The sequence below is a fragment of the Mesobacillus sp. MER 48 genome (genome assembly GCF_023714225.1).
Taxonomy (GTDB): domain Bacteria; phylum Bacillota; class Bacilli; order Bacillales; family Cytobacillaceae; genus Mesobacillus; species Mesobacillus oceanisediminis_A.
This window is the reverse complement of record NZ_JAMAUR010000002.1, coordinates 421,777-433,474: the sequence shown is the minus strand read 5'-3', so window position 1 is coordinate 433,474 and position 11,698 is coordinate 421,777. Positions and strand designations below refer to the sequence as shown.

The following is an 11,698-nucleotide window of genomic DNA, read 5'->3' as shown; positions in this document are numbered from 1 at the left end:
GACTTCATTGGGCGGACCGAAACGTCTCGAGGGGCTAGGCGCTGGAGCTGGATAAAGAAAAGCGGAAGCGCCTTGGTCAGACCCGACAAGCGTTGGAGGACCGACCAGTGAAGTCGCTCTTTGACTTCATTGGGCGGACCGAAACGTCTCGAGGGGCTAGGAGCCGTAGCTGGACAATAAGAAACATGAAGTTAACTCACTTATTCCAAACGGTATTAGTGACTTCTTTTTCGAAAATCAGCCGTTTTTGGCGCCAATAGCTTTGCACAAGCTAGACAGAATACCCGCTTTTACCCCATCATGCCAGATAATAGAAAAGGATGTAATTCAAATGTCATTTGACGGATTGTTTACAAGAGCGATCACACATGAACTTTCCTCCCTGCTTAAAGGAGGAAGAATCAATAAAATACACCAGCCATATAAAAACGAAATCATTCTTGCGGTAAGGGCGAATGGTGTCAACCATAAGCTGCTGCTCTCGGCTCATCCGAGCTATGCAAGGGTCCAGATCACCAATGAGCAATATGATAATCCAAATGAGCCGCCAATGTTCTGTATGCTGTTGCGCAAGCATCTGGAGGGATTCATCATCGAAGATATCAAGCAGGCAGGACTTGACCGAATGATTATTTTTGAAGTGAAAGGACGGAATGAAATCGGCGATATTTCATACAAACAGCTGATTGTTGAGATCATGGGGCGCCACAGCAATATAATCATCGTGGATAAGAACCGGAACGTCATTCTTGACAGCATCAAGCATATTTCTTTCGCCGTGAATTCACACCGGGCGATCATGCCTGGCCAGGAATATATCATGCCTCCTCAACAGGAAAAACTGAACCCGCTTGAGGCTGGGGAAGAAGATGTCCTCAGGGTGGTTGATTTCAACGCTGGAAAAATCGATAAGCAGTTGGTTGCAAATTTTGCCGGGGTTTCGCCTGTACTGGCAAAAGAGATTACCTTTAAGGCAGGGCTCGTCAACCGGACAACTCTCCCTAAGGCTTTCGCCGCCATGATGGAAGAGATTAAAAATCATCATTACAAGCCGGCTGTAACGTATGGAAGCAATAAGGAAGCCTTTTACCTGCTCCCTTTTGAACATTTACAGGGAGAGACCAAATCTTTCGAAACGCTGAGCCAGCTTCTTGATCGCTTTTATTTTGGAAAAGCTGAGCGCGACAGGGTCAAGCAGCAGGGAAATGACCTGGAACGTCTGCTGGCGAATGAAAAAGAAAAGAACGAGAAGAAAATCAAGAAGCTCGAAGCTACCCTGGAGGATGCAAAAAAGGCAGAGCAGTTCCAGCTCTACGGAGAATTGCTGACCGCGAATATTTTTATGGCCCAAAAGGGAATGCAAGAAATCTCGGTCGTGAATTATTATGATGAAAACGGCGCTTCCATCAACATACCATTGGATCCGAGGAAGACTCCATCTGAAAATGCGCAAAAATATTTCACAAAGTATCAGAAGGCCAAGAACTCCGTCAATATTGTAAAGGAGCAAATTCAACTGGCACAGGAAGAGGTGGCCTATTTCGAGTCCCTGCTGCAGCAGGTTGAAGCAGCTTCACCAAAGGATATTGAAGAAATCAGGGAGGAATTGATTGAAGGCGGATATATCCGGGCGAGACAGAAAAAGGGCAATAAGAATAAGCAGAACCTGAAACCTGTCCTGGAAAAATATCATTCAACTGACGGAACAGAAATCCTCGTCGGGAAAAACAATAAGCAAAATGATTATTTAACGAACAAAGTTGCAGCCCGTGATGAAATCTGGCTGCACACAAAAGATATTCCTGGATCACATGTGGTGATCCGAAGTAAAGAGCCTTCGGAAGATGTCATCCTTGAGGCCGCCCAGATTGCCGCATATTTCAGTAAAGCAAGGAATTCAAGCTCCGTTCCAGTCGATTTCACCCGGGTTCGCCATGTAAAGAAGCCGGCCGGTGCCAAACCAGGATTCGTCATTTACGAACAGCAGCAGACCGTTTATATCACACCAGATGAAGATGTGATCCTGAAATTGAAGCAATGACCCAAAAGAACCTGCCGGCAAGCTCTGCAGGTTCTCTTCTTTTTTTAGCGAGGGTCAAGAGTTTTTAGCTGTTCCCCATTCAGCCGGATCCTGTTTCCATTCTTCCAGGCTGCTAAGGTTCTCCTTCGTTATCAATCCCTTTTCTTCTGCGATTTTTGCCAGTGTACTGAAATCTGTCAATGAGTATGCTTCGATATTAGACGATTTCAGCTGCTGTTCTCCTTTTGCCAGTTCGTATGTAAAAATAGAGACCACTCCAAGCACCTGACAGCCTGCGTTCCGCAAAGCCTGGACGGCTTCGATTACACTGCCGCCAGTTGAGATCAGATCCTCTACAACCACTACTTTCTGTCCTTCCGTCACCTTGCCTTCAATCTGATTGCCTTTTCCATGTCCCTTTGCTTTAGAACGTACATAACACATAGGAAGATCCAGCAGTTCACTTACCCAGGCGGCGTGAGGGATTCCGGCAGTAGCTGTTCCAGCAACCATCTCAGTCTCTGGGAAATGCTGCTCGATGAGATCCTTTAATCCTTTAGCCACTTTTCTGCGGACAGCAGGATAAGAGAGTGTTAATCTGTTGTCACAGTATATGGGGGATTTCAGTCCTGACGACCATGTGAATGGATTGTCTGGCTGTAAGCTTACCGCTTCGATTTCAAGCAAGGATTCTGCAATTTCTTTTCTCATATTCTAACACCCTTCCAGTCACTTTTAATTTTAAGGTAGCTCTCAAGCGGATTGGCAGCACGGGTGATCGGCCTGCCGACAACGATTGCCGAGATTCCTTGTTCTCTGGCGAACTCCGGGGTGGCTGTCCGTTTCTGGTCCTGCTTCCCGCTTTCCACTGGACGGATTCCCGGTGTCACGGTATGAAATTCCCATCCCAATCGGTGATGAATCATGCCGGCTTCATGAGGTGAACAGACAACACCATCCAAACCTGATTTTTTGGCTAATTCTGCGTAATTCAACACGGATTCCTGTAAGGAAACACCGATTTGCTGTTCTGTCTTGACCTGGTCTTCAGATGTGCTGGTCAGCTGTGTAACCGCAATGCAATCAGGACGCTTTAGACCTGATGGTGTGCCTGCATCCAGACCTTCGAGCGCCGCTGTCATCATTTCCGAACCCCCAGCAGCGTGGACATTGACAAGGTCACAGCCTAAACCCGCAAGAACCTTCATTGCACTTTTTATTGTATTCGGGATGTCATGAAGCTTTAAATCGAGGAAAATTTTGTGATTCTGCTTTTTTAACTCCTCAATGATGGACGGTCCTTCAGAATAAAAGAGCTCCATTCCAACCTTGACAAAAAGCTGCTCATTTCTGAATGGTTCAAGGAAATCCAGCACCTGCCCCTTGTTTGGGAAATCAAGGGCGATAATAAGCGAGTCTTTCATTCTTCTTCCAGCTCCTTCCGGTTAATTCTGAGATATGCTCTGCCCCTAGATTTTCCAGGATTTCGGGCAATTCTTCTATGATTTTCGGGCATACAAACGGATCAACGAAATTCTGGGTTCCAACCGCCGCTGCGCTTGCTCCGGCAAGGAAAAATTCGACCACATCCTCTGCTGATTGGATGCCTCCCATGCCGATGATCGGGATCGAAACGCGCTGGCTGACCTCATAGATCATCCTGATGGCTACTGGTTTTACAGAAGGACCGGATAACCCGCCCGTTTTATTCGCAAGTATTGGCTGACCAGTTGAAAGGTCAATTCTCATTCCAAGCAATGTATTGATCATCGTAATCCCGTCAGCGCCGCCATTCTCAACCGCCTTCGCGATACTGACGATGTCAGTAACATTAGGGGAGAGCTTCACATATACAGGCACTTCTGACACTTCTTTTACCTTTTTTGTCAGTGCCTTTGCCATTTCAGGATCCGTACCAAAAGCGATTCCGCCAGTTTTGACATTCGGACATGAGATATTCAATTCAAGCGCTTTAACATTTGGTGCCTTTGACAGCTGTTCAGCGACAGCGACGTAATCATCCTCCGTAGAACCAGCTATGTTTGCAATAATTGGTACATCGAATTCACTGAGCCAGGGCAGTTCCTCATTGAACACCTTTTCCAAGCCGGGGTTTTGCAAGCCGATGGCATTCAGCATCCCGCCTGGTGTTTCCGCGACCCTTGGTGTAGGATTTCCGAAGCGCGGTTCGGGAGTCGTTGCTTTGATCATTATTGCCCCGAGCAGACTCAGGTCGTACAATTGGCTGAACTCCCTGCCAAATCCGAAGCAGCCGGATGCAGGCATGACTGGATTTTTCAGAAGAAGCCCAGGCAGCTCGATTGATAGTGAACTCATATGACAACCTCCCCTGCTTTAAATACTGGTCCGTCGCTGCAAACCTTTTTGTATGAGAATCCTTTGGGATCGTCCTTCGTATGGCAAACACAGGCAAAGCACGCGCCGATGCCGCAGCCCATCCGTTCCTCGAGCGACAGGTAGGTTTTCGCCGCATAGTTTCCATTCTCGATGGCTCTTAGCATAGGTGTCGGACCGCAAGCGTAAATGATATCCGCTTCCTGGCCCTGAAGAATATCTGTTACAAACCCTTCTCGGCCGTGAGATCCATCAACCGTCGCGACATAAACTTCACCAAATTCGCCCAGTTCTTTTTCATAAAAAACAGCATGTGCTGATTGGAATCCGATAATGCTGATCACTGTTACCCCTTTTTGGGCTAGCTGTTTGGCCAACTCGTACATCGGCGGGACCCCCACTCCGCCCCCAACCAGGATTGCGGTTTGCCCAGGCTTTGCCTCCGTTACCGGGAATCCATTTCCCAGCGGGCCGAGGACATCGACTGACATCCCGGGTGTTCTTTCGGCAAGCAGGGAAGTGCCTCTTCCCTGCCTCCTGTATATGATTGTGAAGGTTCCATCATTGATTGAAGCAATGCTGATCGGGCGGCGCAAGAGCGGATCGAATCCTTCACCAGTTTTTACATGAACAAACTGTCCAGGCTGGTCCATTTCGGCAGAAAGGTCACCGCTTAGTACAAGTTCAAAGATATTGTCGGCAATCTGCCTGTTGCTGACAACTTTGCAGATTTCCTGCCTGATCATGAAAGGACACCTTCTTTGGCTTGCTCCATTGGCTTTAAGGCATCCGCTGAGAATGTCATAGATTCAATGACTCTTAAAATTGCTTTTGCTGTATCCAATGAAGTCAGGCAAGGCACGCCATTTTCAACTGATTCACGGCGAATCCTGAAGCCGTCGCGTTCAGGCTGTTTTCCTTTTGTAAGCGTATTGATGACCATCTGCGCTTCCCCTTTACGGATGACATCAATCAGGTTCTGGCCAGGAGAGCCAATCTTGCCGACAGTTTTGACTTTGATTCCGTTATTTTGCAGGTATTTTGCCGTCCCCTCGGTAGCCATCAGCTGATAGCCGATACTCGAGAACCTTTTGGCTAACGCCAGTGCTTCCTCTTTATCTTTATCCGCCACTGTCAGCAGCACAGTCCCGAATTCCTTGAATTTCATTCCGGCAGCGATCATGCCTTTATACAGAGCTTTTTCAAGCGTTGTATCCTTGCCCATTACTTCACCTGTCGATTTCATTTCAGGCCCTAACGTAATGTCCACACGGCGCAGTTTTTCAAAGGAGAACACCGGTACTTTGACAAACACTCCCCCTTGTTCTGGTACAAGTCCTGTCTGGTAGCCCTGGTCTTCAATGCTTTGTCCCAGGATTACTTTTGTGGCGATTTTGGCCATCGGCACATTCGTGATTTTGCTCAGGAATGGAACCGTCCTGCTTGAACGCGGATTGACTTCCAGAACAAAAACCTCTTCTTTCGCGATTACATACTGGATATTCAGCAAGCCTACGATGTTTAGTCCTCTTGCAAGGTCGATTGTATAGGATACTAGCTTTTGTTTTACTTCTTCACTCAGGCTTTGCGGCGGATAGACTCCGATTGAATCACCTGAGTGGACGCCGGCTCTTTCGATGTGCTCCATGATCCCGGGAATCAATACATTTTTGCCATCGGAAATCGCGTCCACTTCAACTTCTTTTCCAGTCAGGTAACGGTCAATCAGTACCGGATAATCTGGATTTACTTTTACTGCATTTTTCATATAGTAAAGCAGCTCTTCTTCTTTGTAGACGATTTCCATTGCTCTGCCGCCAAGTACATAGGATGGGCGGACGAGGACTGGGTAACCAATTTCCGCTGCGATTGCGGCTGCCTCTTCCACTGATTTAGCCGTGCTTCCTTTTGGCAGCGGAATGTTCAGGTCTGAAAGAGCATATTCAAACTTGTCTCTGTCCTCTGCACGGTCGAGGTCCTCAAGGCTTGTGCCAAGTATTTTAACCCCTCTGTCCACCAGCTTCGAAGCTAGATTGATAGCTGTCTGGCCCCCGAATTGGACAACAGCGCCAATCGGTTTCTCCAGGTTCACGATGTTCATGACGTCTTCAATTGTAAGTGGTTCGAAGTACAATTTATCAGAGATGCTGAAATCGGTAGATACCGTTTCCGGGTTATTATTGACGATGATTGCTTCATAGCCTGCCTCTTTTATGGCTTTGACAGAGTGGACGGTAGCATAGTCGAATTCGATTCCCTGACCGATCCTGATTGGACCGGAACCCAGTACGATGACGCTTGGCTTTTCCGTCACGATCGACTCATTCTCTTCTTCGTAGGTACCATAGAAGTATGGAGTTCCAGATTCGAATTCAGCCGCACAAGTGTCGACCATTTTAAAGACAGGAGTCAGCCCATTATCTATGCGCCATTGGTATACTTCTTTTTCTGTCACATTCCACAGTTCGGCGATGACCTTATCAGCAAAGCCTTTTTGTTTCGCAGTCCTGACTGTTTCAAGCTCGAATGGCTTTGCTGCCACTTCCTGCTCAAAAGCTATCAATCTCTCTAATTTATAAAGGAAGAATAAATCAATTTTGCTCCAGCTGTGCAGCGTTTCGATGGTGATACCTCTTCTGATCGCTTCCGCAAGATAAAACAGTCGCTCATCCCCTGCTTTGCGGATCCTTTTTTCGAGCAGTTCATCATCGATTTCATCTTTATTATTCAGTGAAAGATGGGTGACGTCCGCCTCAAGTGAACGGATTGCTTTTAGCAAAGACTCCTCAAAGTTTCTGCCGATTGCCATGACTTCGCCGGTGGCTTTCATTTGCGTACCCAGTGTTCGGTTGGCGGATTCGAACTTATCGAATGGCCAGCGCGGAATTTTTGTTACGACATAATCCAGTGCCGGTTCGAAGCAGGCATATGTTTTGCCTGTGACCGGATTCAGCATTTCATCAAGCGTCAATCCTACTGCAATCTTTGCAGCAAGCTTCGCAATTGGATATCCCGTCGCCTTCGAAGCTAGTGCCGAAGAACGGCTGACACGCGGATTCACTTCGATTACATAGTAATTAAAACTGTCTGGGTCAAGCGCAAGCTGAACATTGCAGCCGCCCTCTATTTTAAGAGCCCTGATGATTTTCAGGCTTGCGTTCCTGAGCAGCTGGTATTCCCGATCACTCAATGTCTGGCTTGGCGCAACAACGATGGAATCGCCAGTGTGGACGCCCACCGGATCGAAGTTTTCCATGTTGCACACAACAATGGCATTATCATTGCTGTCACGCATCACTTCATACTCAATTTCCTTGAACCCGGCTATGCTTTTCTCCAGCAGGCATTGTCCTACCGGGCTGTTTTTAATTCCGCTTGTCACGATTTCAATCAATTCTTTTTCATTGCTGCAGATTCCGCCGCCAGTACCTCCCATTGTGAAAGCGGGACGGACGATCACGGGGTAGCCGATACTTTCTACGAATGCATATGCCTCTTCAAGGCTATGGATGATTTCGCTGTCCGGAACCGGCTGCCCAAGCTCGTTCATCAGATTCCTGAACAGCTCCCTGTCCTCAGCCTGGTTGATTGCTTCAAGTTTAGTTCCTAGGATTTGTACACCGCATTCTTCCAGGACGCCTGCATTGGCCAGTTCGACAGCCAGGTTCAAACCAGTCTGGCCGCCAAGGGTCGGAAGGATCGCATCCGGGCGCTCCTTGCGAATGATCCTTGATACAAATTCAACTGTAAGGGGTTCTATGTATACAACATCGGCGATTTCCGTATCCGTCATGATTGTCGCCGGATTGGAGTTGACAAGGATGACTTTGTAGCCCTCCTCCCTCAATGCGATGCATGCCTGTGTGCCTGCATAATCGAATTCCGCAGCCTGGCCGATGATGATCGGCCCTGAACCTATAACTAAAATTGTGTTTACATCTTTACGCTTTGGCATGTGCGACAACCTCCTTTTTTTCTGCTTCAACTAACTCCATGAATTGATTGAACAATCCGTTTGCATCTTCCGGTCCTGGTGATGCCTCCGGATGATATTGTACAGTGAATGCCGCCACATTTTTGTGGGAAAGCCCTTCGATTGTGCCATCATTAAGGGCAATATGGGTGATCTCCAGTTCTGTTCCTGTTACTGAATCTTCTTTTACCGTATATCCATGGTTTTGGGATGTCAGCGCGACCCTCCCTGTCCGTAAATCTTTCACCGGATGGTTAGAACCTCGATGGCCGAATTTCATTTTCTCGGTATTGGCTCCGCAAGCAAGTGCGAACAGCTGATGGCCAAGGCAGATTCCAAACAGCGGCACCTTGCCGAGCAAACCCTGGATCATTTCGATTGCTTCCGGGACGTCCTTTGGGTCCCCAGGTCCGTTTGAAAGCATGATGCCATCAGGACTAAGGCTGAGAATTTCTTCGGCAGTCGTATTGTATGGAACGACAATCACATCACAGTTCCTTTTATTCAATTCTCTCAGAATCCCGTGCTTCAGCCCGAAATCAACCAGTACAACTCTATGTCCGCGGCCTGGGCTTGGATAAGGTGTTTTTGTTGATACCTGCTTCACCTGGTCATTTGGCAGGTTTTTCATTTTCAATTTTGCAACGACCTCTTCGGCATTCTCTTCAATACCGCAAATCATGCCTTTCAACGTTCCGTGCTGGCGAATGATTTTTGTCAGTTTCCTTGTATCGATCCCGGCAATTCCCGGAATGTTTTTCATTTTAAGGTAATCGTGCAATGAAAGTTCAGCACGCCAGTTAGAAGGGAATTCGGCATTCTCTTTAACGATTAATCCCTGGACTGCAGGATTGATCGACTCAAAATCATCCCTGTTGATTCCGTAATTTCCAATCAAGGGATAGGTCAATGTCACGATTTGGCCGCAGTAGGATGGGTCAGACAGGATTTCCTGATAGCCGGTCATACCAGTATTGAAAACAACCTCTCCTGCCGTCTGAGTTTCACTTCCAAAGCCTTCTCCCACAAAAACCGTTCCATCTTCCAATATCAGCTGCTTCTTCATGCCTTAACAACTCCCTTTTCCCAGACTATTTTTCCATCAGCAATTGTCAGTACTGGCCAGCCTTTGCAGTTCCAGCCGCCGAATGGTGTGTTCTTTCCTTTTGATAAAAATTCATCTGGATTGATCTCTTTTTCCTGATCGAGATCAATCAGAACGATATCTGCAGGTGCACCAGGCTTCAACTCCCCATATGGCAGCCCGAATGCTTTTGCAGGCTTGATGGTCAAAAAGTCAATCAGTTCCTTTAGTGTAAGGACCTTTTTTTCAACAAGATGTGTGTATAAGAGCGGGAATGCTGTCTCCAGGCCGACAATCCCGAATGGCGCAAGTTCAATTCCTTCTGCTTTTTCCCCGCTGGTATGCGGCGCATGGTCTGTAGCGATAAAATCGATCGTGCCATCGAGCAATCCTTCAATCAGTGCTTCCTGGTCGGCTTTGCTCCTTAGCGGAGGGTTCATTTTAAAATTAGCATCATTCCCGGGTATATCCTCTTCACTCAAAATCAAATGGTGTGGAGTTACTTCTGCAGTAACCTTGATGCCATACCGTTTTGCATCGCGCACTGCCCTGACAGATTCCTTCGTGCTTATATGGCAGACATGGTAATGGCATCCGGCTTCTTCAGCAAGAAGGATATCCCTGGCGATATGAACCGACTCGCATACTGATGGGATTCCGTTGATGCCAAGCTCTGCAGCTTTTTTCCCCTCATGAAGCGAGCCTTTGTTGATCAGTGTATTGTCCTCACAATGAGCGACGACAGCCATATCAAGCTTTGCAGCCCTTTTCATCGCTTCCAGCATCATTCCTGCTGATTGGACTCCTACTCCGTCATCAGTCAGTGCGAAGGCACCTGCTTCTTTCAGTTCAGCGAAATTGGTCAGCTCCTGGCCCAATTCTCGGACAGTGATCGAAGCATACGGCAACACCCTAACTGAAGCAGTTTCCTGTATCCTTTCCTGCAGCCATTCCATCTGGGCTTTACTATCCGGTACGGGTCTTGTGTTCGGCATGGCGGCAACGGTGGTAAATCCGCCTTTCGCTGCTGCAAGTGTCCCGGTTGAGATCGTTTCTTTCTTTTCACCGCCTGGCTCGCGAAGGTGTATATGGAGGTCCACCAGCCCTGGTGCCACCAGCTTTCCGCCTGCATCAATGATTTCTTCTGCTTCTATTGCGATTTGAGGTTCAACCTTTAAGATTTTTCCGTTTTCTATTAGAATCTCAACTTTTTCAAACCCGTTTTCAGTAAGCAGTTTGCCATTTTTGATTAGCATTGACATCTTCCAATCCCCCATTTCTTTTTTCAAGTGCCATCTTCAACACTGCCATTCTTATGTAGACACCATTTTCCATCTGCTTGAAGATCCTCGATTTAGAACACTCCACTAATCCGTCTGCAATTTCTACACCGCGATTGACCGGTGCTGGATGGAGAATGATACTCTCCTTTTTCATCTGCTTTTCTCGTTCCAGCGTTAAGCCGAAGCGATTATGGTAGTCATTTTTCCCAAAAAGGAGTTTTCCGTCATGGCGTTCATGCTGGACGCGGAGCAGCATCACAACATCAGCCACACGTACTGCATCATCCACTTCCATATACTCGCAGCCTTGCGGAAGTTCATGTATGTCCACCCAGCTTTCAGGCCCTGAAAAAATAATCCTGGCTCCGAGCCTCACAAGCGCATCAGCATTGGACCGTGCCACCCGGCTGTGAAGGATATCCCCGATGATTGCTACTTTCAACCCTGAGAAGCTTCCGTATTCCTGCTGAATGGTCATCAGGTCAAGCAATGATTGTGTTGGATGATGACCTTTGCCATCGCCGGCATTAATGACCGGGATGGATATGCCCTTTTCCAGCTCTGCAAAATAATTATCAGCACTATGCCTGATCACGACGGCATCCGTTCCGATCGCCTCGAGTGTCCTGACTGTGTCATACAATGTCTCGCCTTTTAAAACGCTGGATGTTTGCACCTCAAATGGAATAACCTCGAGACCCAATTTGCGTTCGGCCATTTCAAAACTTGATTTTGTCCTGGTGCTCGGTTCAAAAAACAAATTACTGATAAAAACCCTTCCTTTTGGCTGCCAGATTTCCCCTCTGGCAAAGCCCGTTGCGCTCTTTAGAATTCCCTCTATTTCATCTATTCTCAGTTTTGATGTTGTCAACAGATCCCATTTCATGCTTGATCCTCCTCTCTATTTGCAAAAAAAGCACCCTGTTGAATTCAACAGGGTGCTTTTACATGAACTTTCCGGCATAAATCCGCATGAATGCGTG

The 11,698-nt window shown here is 47.3% G+C and carries 9 protein-coding genes; 1 reads left to right on the top strand and 8 read right to left on the bottom strand.

From position 1 onward, the window contains the following. The first annotated feature begins 331 nt into the window (after positions 1 to 331). Entirely contained in the window at positions 332 to 2,041 is a 1,710-nt protein-coding gene (locus M3593_RS08400; RefSeq protein ID WP_251542086.1) for an Rqc2 family fibronectin-binding protein, read from the top strand. Positions 2,042 to 2,095: 54 nt separating this feature from the next. Here M3593_RS08400 and pyrE read toward each other — a convergent pair whose 3' ends face one another. From pyrE to M3593_RS08360, 8 genes are read right to left on the bottom strand one after another with little or no spacing between them, the layout of a single operon-like run. Next, the gene (gene pyrE / locus M3593_RS08395) at positions 2,096 to 2,731 is read right to left on the bottom strand and encodes an orotate phosphoribosyltransferase (protein ID WP_251542088.1); all 636 of its coding nucleotides are present in this window, start codon (positions 2,729 to 2,731) and stop codon (positions 2,096 to 2,098) included. Beyond that, positions 2,728 to 3,444, bottom strand: a complete 717-nt coding sequence (pyrF, locus tag M3593_RS08390) for an orotidine-5'-phosphate decarboxylase (RefSeq protein ID WP_144474823.1) — start codon at positions 3,442 to 3,444, stop codon at positions 2,728 to 2,730. Before pyrF ends, pyrE begins: the two co-directional genes overlap by 4 nt. Further along, on the bottom strand, positions 3,416 to 4,357 hold the full coding sequence (locus M3593_RS08385; protein ID WP_251542091.1) for a dihydroorotate dehydrogenase: 942 nt from the start codon (positions 4,355 to 4,357) through the stop codon (positions 3,416 to 3,418). Before M3593_RS08385 ends, pyrF begins: the two co-directional genes overlap by 29 nt. Next, positions 4,354 to 5,121 (bottom strand): dihydroorotate dehydrogenase electron transfer subunit, encoded by a 768-nt coding sequence (locus M3593_RS08380; protein WP_251542092.1) that lies wholly within the window; start codon positions 5,119 to 5,121, stop codon positions 4,354 to 4,356. Before M3593_RS08380 ends, M3593_RS08385 begins: the two co-directional genes overlap by 4 nt. After that, positions 5,118 to 8,330 carry a carbamoyl-phosphate synthase large subunit gene (gene carB / locus M3593_RS08375; protein WP_251542101.1) on the bottom strand — a complete coding sequence of 1,071 codons (3,213 nt, stop codon included), beginning with the start codon at positions 8,328 to 8,330 and terminating at the stop codon, positions 5,118 to 5,120. The genes M3593_RS08380 and carB overlap by 4 nt, the downstream gene beginning before the upstream one ends. Further along, on the bottom strand, positions 8,317 to 9,414 hold the full coding sequence (locus M3593_RS08370; protein WP_251542103.1) for a carbamoyl phosphate synthase small subunit: 1,098 nt from the start codon (positions 9,412 to 9,414) through the stop codon (positions 8,317 to 8,319). Before M3593_RS08370 ends, carB begins: the two co-directional genes overlap by 14 nt. After that, entirely contained in the window at positions 9,411 to 10,694 is a 1,284-nt protein-coding gene (locus M3593_RS08365; protein WP_251542104.1) for a dihydroorotase, read from the bottom strand. Before M3593_RS08365 ends, M3593_RS08370 begins: the two co-directional genes overlap by 4 nt. Continuing rightward, positions 10,657 to 11,601 (bottom strand): aspartate carbamoyltransferase catalytic subunit, encoded by a 945-nt coding sequence (locus M3593_RS08360; RefSeq protein WP_251542106.1) that lies wholly within the window; start codon positions 11,599 to 11,601, stop codon positions 10,657 to 10,659. The genes M3593_RS08365 and M3593_RS08360 overlap by 38 nt, the downstream gene beginning before the upstream one ends. Positions 11,602 to 11,698 lie beyond the last annotated feature (97 nt).